At 52.3% G+C, this 21,318-nt stretch carries 19 protein-coding genes, 10 tRNA genes and 1 riboswitch; of the genes, 11 read left to right on the top strand and 18 right to left on the bottom strand.

Translation table 11 applies throughout. The annotated features are described in order from the left end of the window. The first annotated feature begins 17 nt into the window (after positions 1–17). The 8 genes from AWJ19_RS17510 (at position 18) to AWJ19_RS17475 (ending at position 7,788) form a co-directional block, all read left to right on the top strand. Positions 18–299: a BMC domain-containing protein gene (locus AWJ19_RS17510; protein WP_019908484.1), complete on the top strand. Its 282-nt coding sequence runs from the start codon at positions 18–20 to the stop codon at positions 297–299. 8 nt (positions 300–307) lie between these two features. Next, positions 308–1,048, top strand: coding sequence for a hypothetical protein (locus AWJ19_RS17505; RefSeq protein WP_068725648.1), 741 nt, complete (start codon positions 308–310; stop codon positions 1,046–1,048). A gap of 42 nt (positions 1,049–1,090) precedes the next feature. Then, positions 1,091–1,372, top strand: coding sequence for a EutN/CcmL family microcompartment protein (locus AWJ19_RS17500; protein WP_068725646.1), 282 nt, complete (start codon positions 1,091–1,093; stop codon positions 1,370–1,372). Between the two features lie 3 nt (positions 1,373–1,375). Next, positions 1,376–3,190 (top strand): adenine deaminase C-terminal domain-containing protein, encoded by a 1,815-nt coding sequence (locus AWJ19_RS17495; RefSeq protein ID WP_068725645.1) that lies wholly within the window; start codon positions 1,376–1,378, stop codon positions 3,188–3,190. A gap of 115 nt (positions 3,191–3,305) precedes the next feature. After that, positions 3,306–3,989: a cyclase family protein gene (locus tag AWJ19_RS17490; RefSeq protein WP_068725643.1), complete on the top strand. Its 684-nt coding sequence runs from the start codon at positions 3,306–3,308 to the stop codon at positions 3,987–3,989. Between the two features lie 21 nt (positions 3,990–4,010). Next, positions 4,011–4,616: an urea carboxylase-associated family protein gene (locus AWJ19_RS17485; protein WP_198536590.1), complete on the top strand. Its 606-nt coding sequence runs from the start codon at positions 4,011–4,013 to the stop codon at positions 4,614–4,616. A 226-nt stretch (positions 4,617–4,842) separates the two neighbouring features. After that, positions 4,843–7,074, top strand: coding sequence for a helix-turn-helix domain-containing protein (locus tag AWJ19_RS17480; protein ID WP_068725641.1), 2,232 nt, complete (start codon positions 4,843–4,845; stop codon positions 7,072–7,074). A 75-nt stretch (positions 7,075–7,149) separates the two neighbouring features. Next, positions 7,150–7,788 carry a class I SAM-dependent methyltransferase gene (locus AWJ19_RS17475; protein ID WP_241781790.1) on the top strand — a complete coding sequence of 213 codons (639 nt, stop codon included), beginning with the start codon at positions 7,150–7,152 and terminating at the stop codon, positions 7,786–7,788. 467 nt (positions 7,789–8,255) lie between these two features. Here AWJ19_RS17475 and AWJ19_RS17470 read toward each other — a convergent pair whose 3' ends face one another. The 4 genes from AWJ19_RS17470 to AWJ19_RS17455 all read right to left on the bottom strand — a co-directional run bounded on the left by AWJ19_RS17470 (position 8,256) and on the right by AWJ19_RS17455 (position 13,587). Beyond that, entirely contained in the window at positions 8,256–9,866 is a 1,611-nt protein-coding gene (locus AWJ19_RS17470) for an extracellular solute-binding protein (protein WP_068725639.1), read from the bottom strand. Positions 9,867–10,034: 168 nt separating this feature from the next. Then, positions 10,035–10,928, bottom strand: a complete 894-nt coding sequence (locus AWJ19_RS17465; RefSeq protein WP_068725638.1) for a carbohydrate ABC transporter permease — start codon at positions 10,926–10,928, stop codon at positions 10,035–10,037. A gap of 15 nt (positions 10,929–10,943) precedes the next feature. Continuing rightward, on the bottom strand, positions 10,944–11,810 hold the full coding sequence (locus AWJ19_RS17460) for an ABC transporter permease subunit (RefSeq protein ID WP_241781795.1): 867 nt from the start codon (positions 11,808–11,810) through the stop codon (positions 10,944–10,946). A gap of 379 nt (positions 11,811–12,189) precedes the next feature. Beyond that, a complete protein-coding gene (locus AWJ19_RS17455) occupies positions 12,190–13,587 on the bottom strand; it encodes an MATE family efflux transporter (protein ID WP_241781789.1) in 1,398 nt (465 codons plus the stop codon). Positions 13,588–13,749: 162 nt separating this feature from the next. On the opposite strand from AWJ19_RS17455, the gene AWJ19_RS17450 reads away from it, so the two are divergent. Next, positions 13,750–14,631, top strand: a complete 882-nt coding sequence (locus tag AWJ19_RS17450) for an AraC family transcriptional regulator (RefSeq protein WP_068725636.1) — start codon at positions 13,750–13,752, stop codon at positions 14,629–14,631. Between the two features lie 87 nt (positions 14,632–14,718). Here the strand turns inward: AWJ19_RS17450 and AWJ19_RS17445 are convergent, their stop codons facing one another. The 3 genes from AWJ19_RS17445 to AWJ19_RS17435 form a co-directional block, all read right to left on the bottom strand. Then, positions 14,719–15,279, bottom strand: a complete 561-nt coding sequence (locus AWJ19_RS17445; protein WP_068725634.1) for a cysteine hydrolase — start codon at positions 15,277–15,279, stop codon at positions 14,719–14,721. A gap of 235 nt (positions 15,280–15,514) precedes the next feature. Then, entirely contained in the window at positions 15,515–16,930 is a 1,416-nt protein-coding gene (gene allB / locus AWJ19_RS17440; protein WP_068725632.1) for an allantoinase AllB, read from the bottom strand. A 161-nt stretch (positions 16,931–17,091) separates the two neighbouring features. Continuing rightward, a riboswitch (purine riboswitch) is annotated at positions 17,092–17,195 on the bottom strand. Positions 17,196–17,411: 216 nt separating this feature from the next. Continuing rightward, the gene (locus tag AWJ19_RS17435) at positions 17,412–17,792 is read right to left on the bottom strand and encodes a MerR family transcriptional regulator (RefSeq protein WP_068725630.1); all 381 of its coding nucleotides are present in this window, start codon (positions 17,790–17,792) and stop codon (positions 17,412–17,414) included. Between the two features lie 153 nt (positions 17,793–17,945). On the opposite strand from AWJ19_RS17435, the gene AWJ19_RS17430 reads away from it, so the two are divergent. Both AWJ19_RS17430 and AWJ19_RS35270 read left to right on the top strand, forming a co-directional pair. Then, entirely contained in the window at positions 17,946–18,866 is a 921-nt protein-coding gene (locus tag AWJ19_RS17430; protein WP_277815822.1) for an aldo/keto reductase, read from the top strand. Positions 18,867–19,332: 466 nt separating this feature from the next. Beyond that, a complete protein-coding gene (locus AWJ19_RS35270) occupies positions 19,333–19,503 on the top strand; it encodes a hypothetical protein (RefSeq protein WP_157890033.1) in 171 nt (56 codons plus the stop codon). An 80-nt stretch (positions 19,504–19,583) separates the two neighbouring features. On the opposite strand, the gene AWJ19_RS17420 is transcribed toward AWJ19_RS35270, so the two are convergent. The 11 genes from AWJ19_RS17420 to AWJ19_RS17370 all read right to left on the bottom strand — a co-directional run bounded on the left by AWJ19_RS17420 (position 19,584) and on the right by AWJ19_RS17370 (position 21,255). Continuing rightward, positions 19,584–20,153 (bottom strand): GNAT family N-acetyltransferase, encoded by a 570-nt coding sequence (locus tag AWJ19_RS17420; RefSeq protein WP_082707963.1) that lies wholly within the window; start codon positions 20,151–20,153, stop codon positions 19,584–19,586. A 189-nt stretch (positions 20,154–20,342) separates the two neighbouring features. Further along, positions 20,343–20,421 (bottom strand) — tRNA-Leu (locus AWJ19_RS17415). Positions 20,422–20,448: 27 nt separating this feature from the next. Beyond that, positions 20,449–20,522, bottom strand: a tRNA-Cys gene (locus tag AWJ19_RS17410). 6 nt (positions 20,523–20,528) lie between these two features. Continuing rightward, positions 20,529–20,603, bottom strand: a tRNA-Gly gene (locus AWJ19_RS17405). A gap of 5 nt (positions 20,604–20,608) precedes the next feature. After that, positions 20,609–20,683 (bottom strand) — tRNA-Gln (locus AWJ19_RS17400). A gap of 35 nt (positions 20,684–20,718) precedes the next feature. Further along, a tRNA-His gene (locus tag AWJ19_RS17395) sits at positions 20,719–20,791 on the bottom strand. Positions 20,792–20,816: 25 nt separating this feature from the next. After that, positions 20,817–20,890 (bottom strand) — tRNA-Trp (locus AWJ19_RS17390). Positions 20,891–20,895: 5 nt separating this feature from the next. Then, positions 20,896–20,981, bottom strand: a tRNA-Tyr gene (locus AWJ19_RS17385). Between the two features lie 5 nt (positions 20,982–20,986). Next, positions 20,987–21,062 (bottom strand) — tRNA-Thr (locus tag AWJ19_RS17380). Positions 21,063–21,082: 20 nt separating this feature from the next. Then, positions 21,083–21,158: transfer RNA gene (locus tag AWJ19_RS17375), tRNA-Phe, on the bottom strand. A gap of 19 nt (positions 21,159–21,177) precedes the next feature. Further along, positions 21,178–21,255: transfer RNA gene (locus tag AWJ19_RS17370), tRNA-Asp, on the bottom strand. Between the last annotated feature and the right edge of the window lie 63 nt (positions 21,256–21,318).

Genomic DNA, 21,318 nt, shown 5'->3' with positions numbered 1-21,318 from the left:
TAACGGAGGTTATTCACATGGGAGAATCACTCGGCTTGATCGAAACAAAAGGTCTGGTAGGCGCAATCGAGGCTGCGGATGCAATGGTAAAGGCAGCTAACGTAGAGATTTGCGGCTACGAAAAAATCGGCTTCGGTCTCGTAACCGTAATGGTCCGGGGAGATGTCGGTGCAGTAAAGGCAGCCACTGATGCAGGAGCCGCAGCAGCCAAACGTGTCGGGGAGCTGGTGTCGGTGCATGTTATTCCCCGCCCGCACAGTGAAGTTGAACGTGCCCTTCTGTCCAAGGGCATTGAATAATCAAGGCCGTGGACAGCCGGCATAGTACGGTTGCGGCCAATACCCTGCTCAGCCTGGCCTACCGGTCCAGAGAAGAGGAGCTGAATAAGGACTTCCCCCGGGTCCTCGTTCTGCTGGCCGGCCACTTCATCGGCATGGAGGAAGGCTATACCGCCATCCGGCGGCTGGACCGTTCCGGATTGAGGCTGAAGCTTGCAGCAGATGAGCAGCTCCTCAAGAATCACACAGCTCAGCAGCTGGCGGCTAAAACAGGGATCGACGATATCACCACCTCCGCTGCGCTCCACTCACTTGCACCGGACGCTGCTGATCTTCTGTTCATTCCGGTTCTCTCATTGCCCCTGCTATCCCGCCTATCCATGCTGGATGCCGGTGATCCTTACGTAGAGCTGATTATCCGCTTTATCTGTGCCGGCAAGCCTGCCGGGGCACTGACCCTGGGGGCCGAACCGGGCCATTACCGCTGGGGGGAGCAAGGCCTGCTGCATGCCCCTCGCGGGCTGAAGACAGCAATGAAGCACAAGCTGGAAGCTATTGAAGGCTTCGGTATCACACTGCTTGAGCCGGATCAGGTGGACCATTGGATAACCTCTGCACAGTCACGGCTGCACAGGCAGGTACTGACCGCTGAGGACATTCAGAATGCAGTAAAGCTCGGCCGGACGTCCATTCATGCTGCTGCCCAGGCAGTAATAACTCCGCTGGCCGCTGATCTCGCCAGGCAATATGGCATTGAGATTATCCTTTAGATTCAACCGATTCAACCATCAAGCATACGAGGTGACAATCACATGAAGCTGGGAATCATTACGGGGCATGTCGTGGCAACAAGAAAAGATGACAATCTCATCGGCGCCAAGCTGCTTATCGTTCAGCCAATGCTACCCGACCGGACACCTGCCGGCCAGCCGATTATTGCTGTTGATACAGTGGGTGCGGGAATCGGCGAAACGATCATTTATGCGGTGGGCAGCGTGGCTTCAAGAGCAGCACAGCATCCGAATGCCCCGGTTGATGCCGCGATTGTCGGAATTGTGGACAGTATAGATTGCGCCAAGCCAGGAGGTGTGTAGCAGATGCTAACAACAGATATAAAAGATGCTGTTCAGCGCCGGCGGATGATTGATGTGCTGCTCTCCGGCAGCGCCTATGCCGACCTGGTGCTGAAGGGCGGCTATATTATTAACGTGATTACCCGTGAAATCTATCCCGGCGATGTTGCTGTCAAAGGCGACCGGATTCTGCTTGTCGGTCAAGCCGATAAGCTGATCGGACCCGCAACAGTCGTTGAAGACGTAAGCGGAAAGTTCATCAGCCCGGGCTTTATCGATTCCCATATGCATTTTGAGAGCGCGATGCTGACGGTTACGGAATTTTCAAAGCTGTCCATCCCAACAGGAACGACCACCCTGGTAGCTGACCCGCATGAAATCGGCAACGTGCTGGGCGTGCCCGGCATGAAGGCGATGATTGATGAGGCGCGAACGCTGCCTAACCGTGTTCTGTTTACCGTCCCCTGTCTCACTCCCGATGTACCCGGTCTGGAAACCGCTGGCGCAGACATTACCTCCAAGGATATGCAGGACCTGCTGAACGATGATTACGTGCAGGGCATCGGTGAGCTGCAGGGCTTCAGCAATGTCCATCCGGTGTACAACAACGCACCTTATCTCATAGATGATCTGCTGGCTTCCGTCTCTTATGCCAAAGCCATCGGCAAAACCATCGAAGGCAACGCCCCTGGCCTATCCGGCCCGGAACTGGCAGCCCACATCATTTGCGGCGGCGGCCATGTCTCCTGCCACGAGACAACAACCAAGGAAGAAATGATGGAGAAGCTGCGCTACGGGGTCAGCGTGTTCATGCGCGAGGGCTCCTCGCAGCGCAACATGGCCGAATGCATCCGCGCCATCACCGAGGAAGGAATGGATTCCCGGCGTGCAATCCTGGTCTCGGACGATATGGTCCCTGAGGACCTGCTCAAATTCGGGCATATGAACGACATTGTCCGCCGGACGATCGCCGTAGGCATTGATCCGGTTGAAGCCATCCAGATGGTGACGATTAATCCGGCCACTCATTTCGGCTTCCAGGATATCGGACTGCTTGCTCCCGGCAAAAAAGCCGATATCGCCGTCATCAGCGACCTGGCGCAGATGACCATTGCCCAGGTCTATATCGGCGGAGTAAAGCTGGCCGAGAACGGTGAACTGACCCGTGACATTCCGTCCTATATCTACCCTGATTCCGTCAAAAAGTCGGTCAAGCGGAAGCCGGTCAAGCTTACGGACCTGCAGCTCTCCTCCGGCGGGGCGCAAGGCAGTGTACAGGTCCGTGCCATTGAGGTGATCCCGGACCAGAATCTGACCGGAGCCGGTATCTACACCGCCCAAGTCCAAGACGGTGTCGTCCAGCCGTCGGTAGACAATGACCTCCTGCCCCTGCTTGTCGTTGAAAGGCACGGCCGCAGCGGCAGGATCGGCAAAACCTTTGTCCTTGGCATGAAGCTGAAAGCCGGGGCCATCGCCGAAAGCGTGGCACACGATACCCACAACATCATTGTCACCGGCACCAATTACGCCGATATGGTGACAGCCGTCAACCGGGTTATTGCCATGGACGGCGGAATTGCGATGATTGAGGGCGGCAAGGTGGTCGGTGACCTGCCGCTGCGGATCGGCGGCCTGATGACCGACGAGCTGACCGGCAAAGAGATGAGCGCCCGAATCACCGAGCTGCACCGGCTGGCCCGCGAGGAGCTGGGCTGTACACTGCATGTGCCGTTCATGCACCTCTCCTTCCTCTCACTCGTCACCAGCCCGGCATGGAAAATCACCGACATCGGCCTGATCGATGCTGATGCCTTCACTGTACTGCCGCCGCTGGTCTGACCGGCACTGGTGATTTCCACTGTTTGCCATCTCTGCTTAAGCAGCGCTTCACTCGCCGGCACCGGCCAGTCAGACTCATTGCTTTTACCACAATCAACAAAAGGAGGCCTCTTCCATGGGAATCCGGGTAATTGATCTGTCCCAGGAAATCTATCAGGGCATGCCGGTGTTTCCGCCGCATCAGAAGACGATGATCTTTCCGAATATGAGCCATGAGGAGAGCTTACAGAAGCTTGGCTTCGAGTTCGCCACAAACAATCTGCTCATCAACGAGCATGGCCCCACCCACAGTGATGCCGTCTATGAATATGACCCGCAAGGGGCAACGATTGACGAGATGCCGCTGGAGTATTTTTACGGCCCGGCTGTCTGCCTTGATCTCTCGCATATTTCACCGGATGCCTATATTACCCGCAGCGATCTGCAGTTGGCGCTAAGCAAAGGTTATCTCCACCTCGACAAAGGGGACATCGTGCTGCTCTACACCGGCCACTATAACCGTGCGTATGGTACAGATGAATGGCTCACCCGCTATACCGGCCTGGATTATGGGGCGGCCGAATGGCTGGCCCAGCAAGGTGTCGTCAATATTGGCATAGATGCGCCATCAATCGATAATCCGCTGGACACCACCTTTGCCGGACATCTGATCTGCCGTGAATACAAGCTGACCAACACCGAGAACCTGTGCAACCTCGACCTAATCGCGCAGAAGCGCTTCCTCTACTTCGGGCTCCCGCTCAAAATCCGCAAAGGCACCGGCTCCCCCATCCGGGCTGTCGCAGTATTCATTGAATAAATGATTAAGCAGGTGAAGCAGATGAGAAACAGAGCATTAATCGAAGAAATCCCTGTCCCGGCCTACGAAGGCAGAAGCGCACTCGTCCGCAAAGGCCAGACGCTCTATATTATCGACGTGGAAGGCAAGCAGGTCGGTGATTTTGTCTGCTTTAATGCCGCTGATCCGGATGAGCATGTCTCCCCTGTTCATATGCGGGCCTCGCTCAGCAGCATCCGCCTGAAGATCGGCGACGGCCTGTACAGCAACCGCCGGCAGCCGCTGATGCAGCTGACCCAGGATACGGTGGGGCGGCATGATTTCTTTTTCCCGGCGTGTGATTATTACCGTTATAAAGTCGATTTCGGGCTGGAGGAGCATCCGAACTGTCATGATAACCTCCAGAAGGCACTGCAGCAATATGGCCTGGGGAACCGGGAGCTGCCCGATCCGATCAACTGGTTTATGAACAACGCGCTGGACGAGAACCTGGATTATGTAATTGAAGAACCGCTCTCAAAGCCCGGTGATTATGTTGCCCTCCTCGCTCTGACGGATGTGATTGTGGCCCTCTCCTCCTGCTCGCAGGATCTGGCTCCGGTCAACGGATATAAGGTCACGCCGCTGCTGATGCAAATTACGGTATAACCAGAGTGAGCTTAGGAATGATCTGGACTTTATTCTTAAGTTCAGCTTATATAGTCGCTTTTGTACAGGAATATCACTTTTGTTCACTCCCCCGGAATTCCGGTTTGTGCATTGTTGTCAGCTTGCTGCACTGTTCTGTTCACCGTGTGAAGCTTATACTTATACTGTGAACAATACAGATGCAGGTATAACTGCCGGTACACAGAATGAATTCAGGGGGATGACAATGAGACTGAACAAGCTCGGCAACCGGAGAGCGCTGTACAGCCGGATATTGGTCAGCATGACGCTTTGCGTATCCTTAACCTTCCTTGCCTCCACCATTATTTATTACAACTATTACATCGGCGTCGAAAAGACACAGGCCTTCCGTTCCGACCTCAGCAATCTCACCCAGACCAGCAAAGAGGTCGTGAACATGAATGAGGCTGCCCAATCCCTTTCTTTTCAAATCTACCGCAACAGCACTATTTCCAAAATCGTTCTCTACGACAAGCCCGACATCTACGACGTCACAGCCGCCATGTCCGAGCTCGGGAATTACTTAAGCTCCATGCCTTACATCGAATCTATCTATGTATACAATCCGAAAAGCACCAGACTCTACATCGCCTCCTCCCACGGCCAGAATGGTGTGTTTACCGAGCGGGAGCTGGTGGATAAGGGCATCCTTGATATCATGAACCATTACGAGGAATACAAGCCGTTCACACCGATTCCCCGCGTCTATTCAAACGGTGCCAAGGAGAATGACCTGGTCCGGGCGTATACTTTTTTGTGTTATGATGCCATCGGCTGGGACCGGTCGATTAATTCGGCAGTCATTGTCAACATCTCCGCGCCCTGGATCAACAAGGAAATCAACACGCCGGCGGATTCTGCAAGTGATACCTTTATCCTGTCTGATAACGGATCCTTCCTGTCCGGCAACAGTCTGGAGCAGCAGGAGCTCGCCCCTGAAGAAGCGCTCTGGGTGAACCAGAGGATCAAGGGGGATACTGAGGGTTATTTTATCGGCAGCTTTGCGGGTGTCAATTCATTGATCTCCTATACCGCACCTGATGCTTTAAGCTGGCAGTATGTCCGGATCACGCCGTATGACGTCATCACCAGGCAGACGGACAGTATTCGTAATGCCACCCTGCTTATTGCCGCCCTGATCCTCGTCGGGGGAGTCGGTTTATCCTGGATCACCTCCAGAACGCTGTATCTGCCGATCAGCCGGATTGTTAAAGAGATGAATATTCTGGAATCCGAGAAAAGGGACAGCATGTTCACGATCAGGCAAAATACAATGCGCGATCTTATTCTCGGCCTGAAGCCGCTGCAGTCCATTCAGCAGATGGAGAAGCTGAGACAGCTTGGCATCCATTTCACTTTTAACGACGATTACCGGCTGATCCTGCTGCGGATTGATAATTACAGGGAATTAAGGGATGAACGCTCCTCCTACCTGCTCGCTTACAAATTTGCGATTATGAACATTGCCTCGGAAATCTGCGGCCAGACCTACCGGGTCGAAACTGTGGATATGAACGATGACGGCATCCTGGTGCTCCTGAACATTATTGATCCGAGCGAATATACCGATACCGGACTGATTGAGACGCTCCTGCGCCAGCTTCAGCAGGCCTGCTCCGATTATCTGAAAATCAGCCTCACGCTCACCTACAGCCATATTGACCGGAATGCCCAGCAGCTGCACCAGCTTTATAAGCAGGTGAGAGACGCTTCAAATCACCGCCTGTTTTATGGACACGGGTGTATTATCAGTGCGCAGTCCATAAGTGCGCTTCAGAATCATACGTACCATTATCCGACGGATAAAGAAAAACGCCTCGCCGATGCGCTGATGTGCGGCAAAGTAGAGGAAGCTATGGAGCATTTCAGCTCCATTATCCGTGAAACGCAGGGCTATCCCTTCCATACCGTGCAGCTGGCCGTATCGAGACTCAGTGTGACGATAAAAGAAATCATCAGCACTGTACAGAAACGTAATCGCTTACATGGAGACGGTACGCTTACTCTGCCTGCCTTGGATTCCATAGAGACCATAGACGAACTGGAGTCTGCCTTCTTTGCCTTGTTCAGTGAGATGCGGGAGCAGCTGTCCGAGAAAAAAAATGCCAAGCAGCATGATTTGATCCGCCTGATTAATCAAAAGATTGAGGATAACTACCGGGAGCCGAATCTCAGCCTCAACCAGATTGCTGATGAGCTGGACATGTCGCCGATCTATATCAGCCGTCTCTACAAGCAGCAGACTCTGAACAGCATCGTTGATGTGATCCTGGAGGTACGGATGCGCGAGGTATGCAGCCTGCTGGAAAATACAGACCTGCCGGTAACCGTCATTGCCGAGCGCTGCGGCTTCACCAGCAGTTCTTACCTGCACCGGATGTTCAAGCGCAGCTTCGGCACTACCCCGAGCGACTACCGGCGTGCCAAGAACGCCTAAAGGCAGCTCTTGGACGCATGCCAGCTATAGTGTAACGAACGTTATTGCCGTTTAAGTTTACCTGCAGCACAATAAATGGATATACCATTGGAATGGGGTGACTGGCAGGTGGAAAAGCAGAAGCTGATCCGGATCTTCGACAAGCAGGCTGTCCGGTACGATAACCACAGAGAAGATGCACAGCAGACACGCTGGCGCCGGCAGCTGATAAGCCATGCCCGCGGCGAAGTGCTTGAGCTGGCAGTAGGGGCAGGCGCGAATTTTCCGTATTATCCTCCGGGCATACAGCTTACCGCTGCAGACTTCAGCGGAGCGATGCTGGAGAAGGCCAGGCAGGCGGCAGCCCGCTACCGGATTAACAGTACCTTTATCTGCTCAGACATAGAGGAACTAAGCTTCCCTGATCATTCGTTTGATACCATCGTGTCTACCTTATCCTTTTGCAGCTACGCCCGCCCGCTGCCGGTACTGGAGCGTCTCAGCCGCTGTTGCAGACCGGGCGGACAAATCCTGCTCATGGAGCACGGAATCAGTACCAACCCGGCTCTTTCCCTGGCCCTCCGGGCACTGAATCCCCTGCTCTACCGGATTTACGGCTGCCACCATACGCGTGACATCTTAGGTCTGGTCCTTGAGTCCGGCCTCACCATTAACAAGGTGGAGAGCCACTGGCAGGGGATGGTGCATCTGATCTGGGCCAGCCCTCAAAAGTAGCTGTAGCATTAGCTGTCTGCCTCTGAGCTGTCGTTGAGCTGCCTTGTGTTGCTCTTTTCCTATTCTTATGCCGCCCTTATCCCAAAGCCAGCCTCCAATCAACCGGAGGCTGGCTTTTCTCCTGCTACTCCCCTCCCCCGCCCCGGAGGCCGCTGGCTGGAGGCCGCTGGCTGGAGGCCGCTGGCTGACGGGCTTTGCTGCCTTGCGGGTTTGGAGAGCTTGTATCCACCATTAAGGTGAGGAGCAGCGGAAGGGAAGTTTGGAACTGTAGGAGCGGGAGCGTCCGCCTTTATATTTGGATTTCTACCGCGTCCAGCGGTTTCAATCAGGAAATCCAAATATAACAGCGGCCGGAAGTCCAAACATTCCCTGGAGTTGCGTAACCACCAAAATGCCCCTCTACAAGCTCTCACTCCCCCCGGCGGCAAAAAAGCCCCAAAAGCCATAGGCCTCCGGGGCATCCTCCGTTATTTAATACCTTTTTCCGCCACATAAGCATTCCACTGCTTCGTCCACTCTGCCTGGATCTTTTCCAGGCCGGCCTGTTTGGCCTTCTGCAGGAAGGTATCGAGACCTTTATCAATGTCCTCTACAAGCCCGGCCTGCAGCGGGAAGAGGTACTGCTTCTCAACCTGCTCCAGCGCCGCTTTTTCCGCCTGGTAGGAGGAGTAGTCTTCCGCAAAGCCGAGGAACAGGTCCGGCTTCTGGATTTTGTCCAGCTCATCAAAGATTGCCTTCACCCCGTCGAAGCCCTGGTCAAACAGCATGTACTCCGGATTCCGCCAGGCCCAGCCGTTCATCCCTTCGCGGGAGAAGCCGTTGCTGGTGCTGGTGCCGACCAGCTTGTAATAGCCGTTTTCAACGGTGTAGTTCTTGCCCTCAATACCGTACTGCGTCAGCAGGTTGTAACGCTTGTCGAGTACCAGCTTCTCATAGAAGGCCAGTGCGCGTTCCGGATTCTTGCTGCTTTTCGGAATCGCAAAACCGTTATGAATCGGATGCACAGGCGTAGCATAACCGGTGGTCAGACCGAACGGGGAATACGCCAGCTCCCACTCGGGATGGGTCGTGCTGATCTTCATCTTCATGTCATTATAGCGGGTCGGGTTATCCCCGAACATGCTGGCCGCTTTGCCTGAAGTAATCGGGTCCTGCATGGTATCCTTGATGTTCAGCACGTTTTTAGGGATAAAGCCTTTATCCGCCCAGCGCTTCATCGTTTTCAGCTCTTCTTTTTGCTCATCCGAGCCCCAGTAGGAGTAGACCGTGGTCGGGGATTCATACTTCACGCCCATGCCGTAAGGGAGCGCGCCGACCATTTTGTTAAGCTCCGTATAGATGTAGTGCAGATTATTGCCGATATCGCTGTTCAGGGACATAGGCATCAAGTCAGGCTCGTTCGCGACAATACCGTCCATGTAAGCTTCATAGCTGGCCAGATCCTTAGGCACCGGCAGATCATATTTCTTGCGCAGATCCTCGCGGTATACAAAACCGTTGGTCACGTACTCCTTGTAAGTCGCAGGCACTGTGTAAATTTTACCGTCAACCTTTACATCCTCCCACATCGATTGCGGGACGAACTTTTGCAGCTCTGGGGCAGCCTTAGGCAGCAGATCGTCTATTGCCAGGAAGGCGCCGCGTTTTGCATACGACTGGTATTGAGTCCAATCCGCTGTAAAAATCAGATCAATCGCCTGCCCGGAGGACAGCAGCAGCTTATATTTCTGATCCCAGTCCGTCCAGCTGGTGTAATTGAATTTGACGGTGGCGTTCAGCTCATCCTGCGCCATTTTATTGATTTCGTCCTGGATGATCGGCAGATCCTTCGGCGCATCCCCGAGCATGTAGAACTGGAGCTCCACTTTCTTGGACGTGTCAATTCCGGTCTCTGCCGGGGCCGCTGTACTGGCGCTTTCTGTTGCCGCAGGCGTACCTGTATTGCCGCCTTCTCCGCTGTTTGCCCCGTTTGCACTGTTACCGCCATTGTTGTTGCCTCCGCAGCCTGCAAGGAGCGATAAGGCCAGCGCCGCCGTTGTAAGCGTAACCAGAGATCTTCGGCCTGCTTTCTTTGTCATCATGAACCCTCCTAAAAGTTTTGTTTAGCATAAGCATTCTTGAGCCACTTCGGACAAAACTTGCTTCGGAAGCATTTGCTTGATTTTGAAATAACCGCCCCGCAAAACTTCCCTTTATGTCAGCCGGACAACAGGCACACCCGTGAGAGCATGCTCCACTATTCGGTTCTAACCTTTTACAGCCCCGATCGTCAAGCCTTTTACGAAATACCGCTGAATGAACGGGTACAGGAACAGGATTGGTCCGGTGACTACAATGGCCATGGCCATCTTCGTGGATTCCGTCGGCAGGTCACTGCCCAGGCTGACCCCGGTGCCCGCACCCATGTTGGCGATAAACGCCGCAGAGTTGATCACATTGTACAGATGGAACTGCAGCTGATATTTATGCGGATCATTGATGAACAGTGAGGAGGAGAACCAGTCGTTCCAGTACGCCAGAGCAAGGAACAGACCCACTGTAGCGATACCGGGCATCGAGAGCTGAAGCACAATGCGCCAGTAGATCCGGAAATCGCCGGCCCCGTCGATTTTGGCCGATTCGAACAGCTCCTCGGGAACCGCCGACCGGATGAAGTTTTTCATCAGAATAATCAGGAAAGGAGTCATCAGCCCCGGAAAAATCAGCGCCCCGTACGAATCCGTCAGATGCAGATATTTGGTAATCATGATGTACCAGGGCACCAGCCCCCCGCCGAACAGCGTCGTGAAATAGATATAGAAGGAGAACGTGTTACGGTATTTAAAATCCTTGCGGGCCAGCACATACCCGGCCATCGTCATAAAAAACAGCCCCAGCAGCGTACCCGTCACCGTTGTAAACAGCGTAACCCCGTAAGCCCGCAGCACCTCATCCGGGAAGGTGAACACTGTTTTGTAGCCCTCGACCGAAAACTGCGCCGGAATCAGATGATAGCCATCCTTAATGATTGACTCATTGGCCGTCAGGGAGGCGGATATAATCAGCAGGAACGGAATCAGGCAGGCCAGGGAGCCGATAATAATGACCGCGTACGCCAGCCCTTGCAGAAGCCTTGTATAATGATCGTCTTTGATATGCATATCTCTTCTCCCCTCCTAGAACAGCGCGTAGTCATCGTTTATTTTGCGGATAATGTAATTGACCGTCATGATCAGAATGAAGCCGAACAGGGATTGGTAGAGCCCCGCCGCCGTCGCCATCCCGATGTCAAACGTCACCTTAAGTGAACGGAACACATACGTGTCCAGAATATCCGTTGTATTGTAGAGCACCCCGTTATTGCCGATCAGCTGGTAAAAGAGGTCAAACTGCCCCTTCATAATACTGCCGAGCGAGAACAGCAGCAGCACCACGAAGGTCGATTTCAGCATCGGTACCGTGATATACCAGATCCGCTGGAAAATATGCGCACCGTCGATTTTGGCCGCCTCATAATATTCGTCGCTGATCCCCGTAATGGCTGCCAGGTAGATGACCATGCTGTAGCCGAGATTTTTCCACAGGTAAAATAGAATGATCAGGAAGATCCACACCAGCGGCTTATTGTACACATCGACCGGACCCGCACCGAATCTGGCCAGCAGCGTATTCAGGAAACCGCTATCATAATTGAATACGTTGTAGACGATAACACTCAGGATAACGAAGGATACAAAGTACGGCAGGAACATGATCGACTGGGTCAGCTTTTTGAACCATTTGACGCGCAGCTCGCTGAGCAGGATTGCACAGACAATGGCCAGGACGTTGCCGAGCAGGATAAAAGCCAAATTGTAGCCGATCGTATTCAGGGTAAGCTTCACCAGTGTGCCGGACTTCCATAAGAACTCGAAGTTTTTAAAGCCGACGAACGGTGCATCGAACAGACCTGAGTTGAAGTCAAACTGGGTGAACGCATAATAGACGCCTACCATCGGAAAATACGAATTTACGAGGAAAAACAGCAGTGTCGGGAGCAGCATCAGGAACAGAACCCGGTTATGGATCAGCTCATGCAGGAATCCCTTCTTCTTCTTCTTTATTGTGCCAGCCCCCAGCGGTGAAGCTGCCGGACCGCCTCCCTGTAAAGGAAGCTCTATGGCCAGCGGTGTTCCGGTCTTACGTATGCGCTGTCTCAAAGCCCTCACTCTCCTATGCCTGTATATGCCCCAAGTATAGAAAAGCCCCGTCCGCCCGGATAGTAGCCGTTCAATGTATTCCTGTATTATTTTGCGGTTCCGCGGGTGAACTTTTACAACTTTTGTGAAGGATCACAGGATAATGGCCTATTACTGCACGCCAAAAAGCCCCGGTATCTCTTCCGCAGAAGAAAAACCGGGGTGAATTTAGGGTTTTACTTATTCAAAAAGAAGCCTCTGCCGCCTTGCACTGGACAGCCTGCCGATCTCCATCCTGCGACTCTGCTGCATACAGAACCTTCCGCCCGCGCCAGCGCCGCAGCACCAGCACCCCTCTCGCCGCCTCATCGGCGATCATGCAGCAGTAGATACCAACCAGCCCCCAGCCCCAGCTGATGCCGAGCAGGTAAGAGCCGCCGATCCCGATCAGCGTCATGCTGATCAGCGAGATCGTCATCGTATAGCGGGTATCCCCGATGGCGTTAAGCGCATTGCCCATGGCCATGTTGAGCATTTTACAGGGCTGCAGCAGCAGGTTCAGTGCCAGCAGTGCCACACCGATAGAGATGATCTCCCCGTCCACCGTAAACATTCCAAGCAGCATTTTGCCAAAAGCGAACAGCAGCACGACATTAGCACTGACAATCGCCAGCCCGATATACAGCGTCCGGAAGGCGCTGCGGTAGACCTCCGACAGCTGACGTGCGCCGAATAGAGTCGCTATCCGGATCTGTCCTGCCATCGCTACCGCATAGCCCAGGGTGAAGCAGAAGGATTCCAGCGTGTTCAGATAGGTCCGTGCCGCCAGCTCCTTTGCCCCGAGCATAGCCAGAAAAGAGTAAATGGCCAGCTGTGAGACTACCCAGGCTGACGAATTCAGCCCCAGCGGCCAGCTGATCTTCACAATCTCCCCGAACAGCTTCCGCTTGAAGGTAGCAAAGTCCCGCAGCCGGATTCTGCGTTCAAAGGCGCCGCAGAACATCACCAGCAGAACTATCGCGCCAAGCCCTCTGCTGATTACATTGGAGATGGCAATTCCGCCCAGTCCCATCTGCGGCAGTCCGAACATGCCGAAGATAAAAATATAGTTCAGAATAATGTGGATCACATTGACTGCAACCCCTGTATACATCGGCCCCCGTGTATTACCCGTGTTGCGGATAGCCGAGCCCAGGGAAGCGGTCAGTCCGATCAGAAACAGTCCGCCGCCGACATAAGTCAGATAGACATGTGCCAGCGGGATTAGTTCTCCGGAAATATTCAGCGCACCGCCGATCGGATCGGCGAACAGAAACATAATGATGCTGACGATAAGCCCCAGCACCGTACTTGCTGTAACCCCCATTATTGCGATTACACGCGCATCCTCCTGCCGTCCTGAACCAAGCCGCTGGGCAATCAAGATACCCGCTCCGCCGGCAAAGGTCGTGAACAGTGTAGTCAGCGCCCCGAACAGCTGGTTCGATATGCCGACGACCGCCACCGCATCGTCCGAAATGCGGCTGACCATAATAGTATCCACGGTTCCCAGCAGCGTCTGCAGAAAAATCTCAATAAAGATCGGCCAGGCCAGCACCCAGAGCCCGATGTTTCCTGTCTTCAGTTTCACGTTGGGTTTCACTAAATGAACTCCCCCTCATCCTGCTGCACTCTTGGATAGTACCCTTGCAACTGCTTGCAGATTACCTTGCTAGGAGTAAATTATAGGTGATATACTCGGGGAAATGTAGCAAATTCCCAACCTAAACTTTCAATTTCTAAACCTGATCTGCAGGAGGACGCCATGAGTCTGCTCCAATTTTACAGCCCACCGCTGCCCCATTATATTAATAGCGGACTTATGAATTATTCGCAGGGTTTCCGCCATGTGAACCGCCATAACATTAAGGTGTTCGACCTGCTGGTGGTCCGGGAAGGCTGCCTCTATGTTGGCGAAGAGGACCGAACCTATGAAGTCCGGGCAGGAGAAGCGCTAATTCTCCGCCCGGACTGCCACCACTACGGTACCGCAGATTGCCGGGAGGACGGCTCCCACTACTGGCTTCACTTTCAGACCCCGGGTCCGTGGTGTTCTGCAAGCTGTCATGCTGAAGCTCCCCGTGAACGGAATACAACGGAGGAATCTGCCCATTACAGCTTGTATAATGCCCGTACCTTCAGCCTCCGGCTGTCGCAGTATATGCCGTTGCTGCAGCCGGCTAAGATGGAGGAGCTGCTCGCCCAGCTTGAGCTCCTCAAGGTCAACGCCCACCTGGATGCCGTCCGCTTCAAGCAGCAGATGCTGTTCCAGGAGGTGCTGCAGCAGCTCTCCGCCTCCGTACACCGCGAACGGCCCGCTTCCCAATCGACCGCCTGTGCGGAGCAGGCGGCCTCCTTCCTCCGCGCCCATTACCGCGAGGAGATTACAACCGGCATGCTGGGCGACTGCCTCAACTTCCATCCGGTCTACATCGCCCGCTGCATGAACCGGGAGTACGGCTGCTCGCCGATGGAATACCTGCTCCGCTACCGGATCGAGCAGAGCAAGCTGCTGCTGATGCAGACCAGCTTCCCGATCGCCCGGATTGCCGAGGAGGTCGGCTTCAATCAGGCGCCTTACTTCAGCTCCAGCTTCATGAAGCTGGAGGGGATTTCGCCGCGCCAGTACCGGCAGCGGTTCTCTTGAACCGCAATACAGCCCCTGCATCTCCGGAATCCACTCCGGAAATACAGGGGCTGTTTTTAACAGATCAGCTTCACCATTGTTCTAAGTTTACCCTTTTACCACCGCATACTTCTCTTTATATTGCTCCAGCGTTACCACTTCGCCAAAGATCCCGATGTCTCGCAGCCCCGACTGGTGCATCTCCTCGTCCTTGGAGGCGCAGCAATCGCTGATGCACACTACCCTGTACGTATGGTACATCGCATCCGACGCCGTAGAGCGGACGCAGACATTGGTCCATACGCCGGTGACTGCCACCGTATCGATGCCCTCTTCCCGCAGGAACAGGTCCATGTCCGTGTAGCTGAACGCGCTGTGGCGTCTCTTTTGTACCACATAATCGCCCTTCGACTCATCCGGCGTAAGTTCGGCGATAAAATCCGATCCCCAGCTGCCTTTGATGGCATGAACCGGCCGGACACGGAAGTCGGCATCGTTTTTACGGTGCGCTTCCTGTACGAAGATTACCTGAATCTCATTTTCATGGCTGAACGCTATCAGGTCCTGCAGCGCCGGTACGATCCCCGCCCCGTTTGGACAAGTCAGCGCCCCGTCCGGATGAATAAAATCATTTAACATATCTATGATTACTATTGCATGTTTTCCCATTCTGATCACTTTCCTCTCGGTTTGTTAGATTGAAATAAAAGTGTAACGGTTATTTTCGCAGCTCCGGTGAATATTTGGATTTCCGGCCGCTGTTGTCTGCAGATTTCTTGATCCATAACCGCTGTTCGCAGTAGAAATCCGCAGACAAAGGCGGACGCTTCCGCTCCTACAATTCCAAAATTCCCTCCACCGCTTCCTACCTTTTATTCCAAGCTTTAAATTTCAATCTCAATATTTAGTATTTCAATAAACGCGGAAGCTCGCTGATCGTCTGGCGCTTCACATATTCACCATGGCCCGGCTTGCCGACAACACCCAGTGCCTCGTCGTAAACGAGTGTGCCGCGGACGATGGTTTTATCCACCTTGCCTTTGAGCTTCATGCCATGGAACGGTGTATACTTCGGCTTGCAGTGCATCTGGTCCTTATCCAGCGTCCATTCCTTCTCCAGATCCACAATGGTGAAGTCAGCGTCAGTGCCGATCTCCAGTGCACCTTTTTTGGGATAAAGGCCGTAGTGGACTGCCGGATTCGTGCACAGCAGCTCTACCAGCCGGGACAGGCTCAGTCTGCCTTTGTTATAGCCTTCGCTGATCATAATCGGCACCAGTGTCTCTACCCCCGGAATGCCTGGAAAAGAAGTCCACACATCCATCCCCGGCGCATCCTTCTCAGTCGCAATTTCATACGGCGCATGGTCTGTAGCCATAAAGTCGATCGTTCCATCCGCCAGTCCCTGCCACAGCACTTCATTATCCTTTGCCGTACGCAGCGGCGGTGCAATCTTGGCGAACGTACCGAACTCGGTCATCGCATCCACCGCATTCAGCGTCAGGTAGTGCGGACAGGATTCCGCAGTCACCTTGGTTCCCTTCAGCTTGGCTTCGCGGATCAGCTCGTTGCCTGCCCCTGTACTCATATGCACGATATGCAGACGGGCTCCAGTCTCTTCAGCAAAGCTGATGCCCAGCTGGATCGCCGCCTTTTCCGCGAGTGCCATACGCGCTTCTGCCCAGGCCGGGTAATCCAGACGTCCTTCACCCTTCAGCTTGTTAGTGAAATAATCGCAGACGGCAAAGTTCTCGGCATGAATGCCGATCGGCAGCCCTGTAGGCGATACAGCGGCAAAAGCCTCCAGCATCTCCGGATCGGTCACACGCGGATAGCTCGGCACCGATGGCGTCATATATACTTTGAAGGCAACTACCCCATTAGCTACCTGCTCACTGATGATCTCCGGAAGCACGTTGTTGCGCACGTCTTCACCCGTAATACCGCCCCACATCGCGTAATCGACAATCCCTTTGCCTTCCAGCGCATTCAGCTTGTTAAACAGGTTATCCGCTGAACGTACTGACGGAACGCTGCAGCAAGGCATATCTACAATCATCGTTACCCCGCCGGCTGCGGCACTGGCTGTTCCGGTCACGAAGTCCTCACGGTGCGTAAATCCCGGATCATTAAAGTGAGTGTGCGAATCAATAACGCCCGGCAGCACCAGCTTGCCCCCGGCATCAATGACTTCAGCCGCATCTGCCTCAATATCTTTGGCAAAGCCCACGATTACACCATTGTTCACCAGAATGTCTGTCAGCACCTGTCTGTCGCCTTGCGGAATGCTGGCATTTTTAATGATCAGATCATAACTCATGAATACGCACCTCTTCTTCAAGTTTTTAGGGTAATCCGTTAGACTGTACTAACATCACGGCTCTCCAAATCTGCGCACAACAAATATACCCCAGGTCACAAAAGGTACAGGGCAGACACCACACATGCGCCGGGCATAATCGCCTAACACAGAACAGTAAATCTTTTTCCTGCACCTCTTGTAGCCTGGGGCAATTTACGGTCGCCTGGTCGAAACGCTCAAACCGGATTAATGAGCTTATACAAGAGCTTATTCTGTTAGTACATCCAAGAAAGTTATCCAAGAGAATGTTATGTTTGGTAACGTAATATACTTGAATTTCCTTTCTCAATTACCCTAATCATATCACCAGAGGGATTATCGTCAAGATATCTAAGTCGTTCGTCATTAAAAAGCCAATATATATGTTATATTACCTAACAAATCAAGCTTTTTCCGGTATGCTTCTAATCATATCAGCGACATTCATCACGTTCTGGAATTAATTGTTCTCTGCCTTTGCCTGCTCCTCCAGCGAAGCAAAATAAGCAATCTTATGCTCCACCTTCTCCGCAAAGGTCTGAAAAAATTTGATCTTCTCATCAATGTGCACTTTGTGCTCCTGCAGCAGCCTGCGCTGCTCGGGTAGTGAGCTATGCCCTTCCTTGGAGAGCGAGATGAACTGTTTAATATCGGCAATCGGCATTCCGGTGTCCTTCAGACAGCAGATCAGCGAAATCAGCTCCAGATCCTCATCATGGAAACAACGGTTTCCGTTCTCGTCCCGGGATACTTCAGGCAGTACACCCTCTCTTTCGTAATAACGCAGTGTATATTGGCTCAGTCCGCTTTTTTGTGATATGGTTTTGATGCTGTATCCCATGATTGCAGCTCCCTTCTGCCGTATGGTTACGGTCCCTCTCTAAGGTAACACCATTTCCGTGCAATTAAAAGCGCTTCAAAAACCTGTTGACTTACACTTAACTCTAAGGTCTACACTGAATGAGGAACCTTACAAATGAGGAGTGAATGTACAGTGGTAAAGAAAATTAAAGCAGGCAGCAGCCAGCTTGAGGTAGCACAAATTTCTCTTGGTTGCATGCGGATCGCCGAGCTTTCCCCGAAGGAAGCGGATGTCCATATTCATAGTGCGGTTGAAGCAGGAATCGACTTTTTTGACCATGCTGATATTTATGCCGGCGGCAAGGCCGAAGAAGTGTTTGGAGATGTAATAGCAGCCAGCCCCGGTATGCGTGAGCAGCTGATGATCCAGACCAAATGCGGAATCCGTCACGGGTTCTTCGACTTTTCCAAGGAGCATATTGTGCAGTCGGTTGAGAACAGTCTGAAGCGGCTGAAGACCGATTATGTAGATGTCCTGCTGCTGCACCGTCCGGATACCCTGATGGAGCCTGAGGAGGTCGCTGAAGCCTTCGATTACCTGGAGCAAAAAGGCATGGTCAAGCACTTCGGTGTCAGCAACCTGAACCCGCTGCAAATCGAGCTGCTCAAAAAAAATGTAAAGCAGCCCCTGCTCTTTAACCAGCTGCAGCTTAGCATCATGGTATCCGGAATGATTGATGCCGGCTTCAATGTAAATATGACCAACTCTGCTTCTGTAGTGCATGATGGTGGCATTCTGGAGTACAGCCGTCTGCACGACATGACCATCCAGCCTTGGTCCCCATTCCAGTATGGTTTCTTTGAAGGCGTATTCCTGGGCAATGACAAATTCCCTGAGCTGAATGAAGTAATCGGCCGTTTGGCAGCTGAAAAAGGAGTCGCTGACACCGCAATCGCCATCGCCTGGCTGTTAAGACATCCTGCCAGCATGCAGCCGATTGTCGGAACTACCAACACACAGCGCTTGCTCGACATTGCCAAAGCCTCAGACATTACCCTGACCCGTCAGGAATGGTACGAAATTTACCGTGCCGCCGGCAACAAGCTGCCTTAAGGAGCGGACAAGCCACTTAGTACCAACAAAAAAACTAGAGTACTCTTACCAGCCCCGATGGCAGGTGGAGTACTCTTTGCTTTGCTCCATTTTAACAGCAGTGACAGAATGCTTTGACAGCCTGCGGCTCCCTGCGCTATTTTTAACTCATTATTCGATAGGAGAACGGAGCCTGATAATGGGATTACACTACATAGGGTTTATCCTGCCACTTTTAATTTTGCTGCCGAATCTGCTGTTCATCTTTTTTGCTCCGCGTTATGTCCCGTCATCAATCACTGCTCCGCCTGGAATCTTGACCGTATTGGAACGGGCCGGTCAGATTAGCTGCTTTACATTACCTATCCTGTTTGGACACAGAATTGCTGTTCAGCCCATAACCTCTTTAAGCTGGTTAATGTTAATATGCCTAATCTTTTATTATATGTGCTGGGTACGCTACTACCGTTCCGGCAGAACATTCAGCATGTTATTTAAACCGCTGGGTCCGCTTCATATACCTATGGCCGTATTCCCGGTTCTGTATTTCAGTCTGCTTGCATTATGGATAGAGTCTCTTCTCTTTGCTGCAGCTGCTGCAGTCTTTGCCATCGGACATCTTACTGTAAGCTGGAACACCTATAAACAAATCGGATAAAACAATGTACTTCACAGACCATCAACCTGGCTTTATAACCAGCTCGAAACTATAATTGGTTAATGGATTATCCCCTGCTCCTATGCCAAATTCGTTAAAAACCTTAAAACCGTTCTTGCAGTAAAACTTTTTATTAAGTTCGGTGTGGGTAACGAGTGTAATCCGGCCGCCCCCATGCTCACTGATAAAGGGAATAGAAACGCATTAAACAATGTACTCCCCAGGTTTTTTCCTTGATGGCCCTTCGCAACCGCAAAGGAATCAATGTACCAGCTCTCCTTCCAGTAACGGTTACAAGCCTCTTTCATTTTATCCAGTGTCTTCAGTATATGATAAATTCGCTTAATGCCAATCTGACCCGCCAGTGCTAACCCTCCATTAAACAGATACTGCACAAAGCCCGGACCCTTCGCCCCGCTTTTTTTCAGCAGAACAGCAGAAACAATTTTTCCATCCAGAGTCCCTACAAAGCACGCGTTTTGCTGAAGATAAGATTTTGTATTAGTATAATTAAGTCTATACAAGTATTTTTTATAGTCCTTATCCTGTTTCAGGATAAGCGGAAATAATGGATACTCTAAAAATGACTCGGTAAACAAGGTGGCAACTTCATGCAACTCCTCTTTTTTAGCCAGCCGAAAAGAATTCATGTGAACCCTCCTTTTTACTTTCTTTGATTTACTTATTGTAATAAGCAGATGCGTAAAAAAGTATGGTCAATTCATTTTATTTGTTTATTGAGGTATACAACAGCTGCTGCTGAAGTTAGAGGGATAGGCAGTTAATCCATAAAAATAAAAGAGTGCATTAGAGAATATCTCTAATGCACTCTTTAGCTATACCGGCGAGAGGACTCGAACCTCCACGGTTTCCCACTCGATTTTGAGTCGAGCGCGTCTGCCATTCCGCCACGCCGGCGTATTCGGTTGATCATTTCAAAATAAATGGAGGCGCCACCCAGACTCGAACTGGGGATAAAGCTTTTGCAGAGCTTTGCCTTACCACTTGGCTATGGCGCCATAAAATGGAGCGGACGACGGGAATCGAACCCGCGACCCTCGCCTTGGCAAGGCGATGCTCTACCGCTGAGCCACGTCCGCATAAATGGCTGGGGATATAGGATTTGAACCTATGCATGACGGAGTCAAAGTCCGTTGCCTTACCGCTTGGCTAATCCCCAATATTCATTTTACATTCATTTGTAGTAATAAAAGGGGCGACTGATGGGTCTCGAACCCACGAATGCCGGAACCACAATCCGGTGCGTTAACCCCTTCGCCACGGCCGCCATATTAAGCTTTAAAGTATTTCATTGGCAGGGGCAGCAGGAATTGAACCCACACCAACGGTTTTGGAGACCGTTGTTCTACCTTTAAACTATGCCCCTAAAGATGGTGGAGGCTGATGGATTCGAACCACCGAACACGTACGTGAGCAGATTTACAGTCTGATGCGTTTGGCCACTTCGCTAAGCCTCCACAGATGGTGCCGGCGAGAGGACTTGAACCCCCAACCTACTGATTACAAGTCAGTTGCTCTACCAATTGAGCTACACCGGCATATTCTTTTGTAATAATCATGGTGGCGCGGGAGGGAATCGAACCCCCGACACAAGGATTTTCAGTCCTTTGCTCTACCGACTGAGCTACCGAGCCAAGAAAATTGTAATACTAATGGCGGAACCGACGGGATTCGAACCCGCGATCTCCTGCGTGACAGGCAGGCATGTTAGGCCAACTACACCACGGTTCCATAATTAATTGCGGGGGCAGGATTTGAACCTGCGGCCTTCGGGTTATGAGCCCGACGAGCTAC

The organism is Paenibacillus sp. DMB5 (assembly GCF_001517085.1).
Classification (GTDB): domain Bacteria; phylum Bacillota; class Bacilli; order Paenibacillales; family Paenibacillaceae; genus Paenibacillus_AQ.
This window is presented reverse-complemented; position numbering and strand designations above follow the sequence as displayed.

Excerpts from the sequence above, each read along its gene's own strand:
- AWJ19_RS17465 (WP_068725638.1), bottom strand. The coding sequence starts at position 10,928 with ATGCATATCAAAGACGATCATTATACAAGGCTTCTGCAAGGGCTGGCG.
- AWJ19_RS17495 (WP_068725645.1), top strand. The coding sequence starts at position 1,376 with ATGCTAACAACAGATATAAAAGATGCTGTTCAGCGCCGGCGGATGATT.
- AWJ19_RS17450 (WP_068725636.1), top strand. The coding sequence starts at position 13,750 with ATGAGTCTGCTCCAATTTTACAGCCCACCGCTGCCCCATTATATTAAT.
- AWJ19_RS17460 (WP_241781795.1), bottom strand. The coding sequence starts at position 11,810 with ATGCTGCTCCCGACACTGCTGTTTTTCCTCGTAAATTCGTATTTTCCG.
- AWJ19_RS17480 (WP_068725641.1), top strand. The coding sequence starts at position 4,843 with ATGAGACTGAACAAGCTCGGCAACCGGAGAGCGCTGTACAGCCGGATA.
- AWJ19_RS17470 (WP_068725639.1), bottom strand. The coding sequence starts at position 9,866 with ATGACAAAGAAAGCAGGCCGAAGATCTCTGGTTACGCTTACAACGGCG.
- AWJ19_RS35270 (WP_157890033.1), top strand. The coding sequence starts at position 19,333 with ATGTTATTTAAACCGCTGGGTCCGCTTCATATACCTATGGCCGTATTC.
- AWJ19_RS17500 (WP_068725646.1), top strand. The coding sequence starts at position 1,091 with ATGAAGCTGGGAATCATTACGGGGCATGTCGTGGCAACAAGAAAAGAT.
- AWJ19_RS17485 (WP_198536590.1), top strand. The coding sequence starts at position 4,011 with ATGAGAAACAGAGCATTAATCGAAGAAATCCCTGTCCCGGCCTACGAA.
- allB (WP_068725632.1), bottom strand. The coding sequence starts at position 16,930 with ATGAGTTATGATCTGATCATTAAAAATGCCAGCATTCCGCAAGGCGAC.
- AWJ19_RS17420 (WP_082707963.1), bottom strand. The coding sequence starts at position 20,153 with ATGAATTCTTTTCGGCTGGCTAAAAAAGAGGAGTTGCATGAAGTTGCC.
- AWJ19_RS17510 (WP_019908484.1), top strand. The coding sequence starts at position 18 with ATGGGAGAATCACTCGGCTTGATCGAAACAAAAGGTCTGGTAGGCGCA.
- AWJ19_RS17435 (WP_068725630.1), bottom strand. The coding sequence starts at position 17,792 with ATGGGATACAGCATCAAAACCATATCACAAAAAAGCGGACTGAGCCAA.
- AWJ19_RS17490 (WP_068725643.1), top strand. The coding sequence starts at position 3,306 with ATGGGAATCCGGGTAATTGATCTGTCCCAGGAAATCTATCAGGGCATG.
- AWJ19_RS17475 (WP_241781790.1), top strand. The coding sequence starts at position 7,150 with ATGGATATACCATTGGAATGGGGTGACTGGCAGGTGGAAAAGCAGAAG.
- AWJ19_RS17445 (WP_068725634.1), bottom strand. The coding sequence starts at position 15,279 with ATGGGAAAACATGCAATAGTAATCATAGATATGTTAAATGATTTTATT.